Here is a 1,087-nt window from a genome sequence, read left to right as displayed (position 1 = left end):
TAGAGAGTTAAATTTTAGTAAAACACAAAACAAGTGATACTATAACTTTAACCAAGTAATTCCATAGCATCTTTGTATACACTAACTAGCGAAGCTAAAGTAACAAAAGCACCGATAATTAAAAAATCATTTCAATTTTTTTCTTTTATTCTCTTTTATTTTTTCCTTTTTATCTTCTTCTTGATTTTGCTCAATATGCAAAATATCAACAAGATTTTCTATTTGAATTTTTAATTCTTGATGTTGCTCTAAAATATTATAATAATGAAATATAATTTTCCATATTGTGTGTTTTTGTTGGTAGTTATAATGTATTGGGTTGCTAAAAAAATATTTCAAATTAAAAACATAAAAATCTTTTTTAATATCAATAACATCATGGTAGTTTTCTTTATCTATAATACTTGAAGTCAAATTCAAATAATACTCCATTTTCTCACGATAAGCCAAAGAAAGTGCAAACATAGTCATTGTATCTTTAAATTTACTTTCACAATTGTTAAATTTAGCCTGAAACAAAAAGCCTTTTTCTGAAAACACAACTTTAATATCTGGATTATCATAACAATTTGATTTATCTATTTTTAATGTAAAACTACCTCTTAATAGTTGCGATATTTTACCATCATTCATATTTTCATCAGTATAAGCAACTATATAATCTATCACGCTTTTTTTAAATTGACAATACTCTTGACCTACGAAAACTCCATCTTTTATACATATAATACATATATCAAAAATTTTATATATTAGTATTGTACCTTTGGTATAATTTTGGTCTTCTATATTGGTATAAATTTCTAAATTTTGTGCCAAAAAGATATGAAAAAAATCCTTTAGCCTTGTATCTTTTTTAAATTTATCCTTGCAAAAATTTTCGATAATTTTAACTTGATATATTTACCATAATATCTTCCTAATATTTGCAATATATTTTAATTTAAAATATTATTATTGTGCAACTAAAAATAAATTATAGGTTTTCATATTTGAGTAAAATCTAAATTAGTGGTGCGGATGAAAGGACTTGAACCTTCACGCATTGCTGCACCAGATCCTAAGTCTAATGCGTTTTGTTATCATT

At 24.1% G+C, this 1,087-nt stretch carries 1 protein-coding gene; it reads right to left on the bottom strand.

Going from position 1 to position 1,087, the window contains the following annotated elements; genetic code table 11:
- Positions 1–126: 126 nt before the first annotated feature.
- Complete coding sequence (locus L8X28_RS08275) at positions 127–819, bottom strand: hypothetical protein (protein WP_263666054.1); 693 nt, start codon at positions 817–819, stop codon at positions 127–129.
- Between the last annotated feature and the right edge of the window lie 268 nt (positions 820–1,087).

Source organism: Campylobacter sp. CNRCH_2016_0050h, assembly GCF_025772605.1.
GTDB classification, from domain to species: Bacteria; Campylobacterota; Campylobacteria; order Campylobacterales; family Campylobacteraceae; genus Campylobacter_D; species Campylobacter_D lari_D.
The sequence above is the reverse complement of the archived record's forward strand: the minus strand, read 5'-3'. Positions and strand labels throughout refer to the sequence as shown.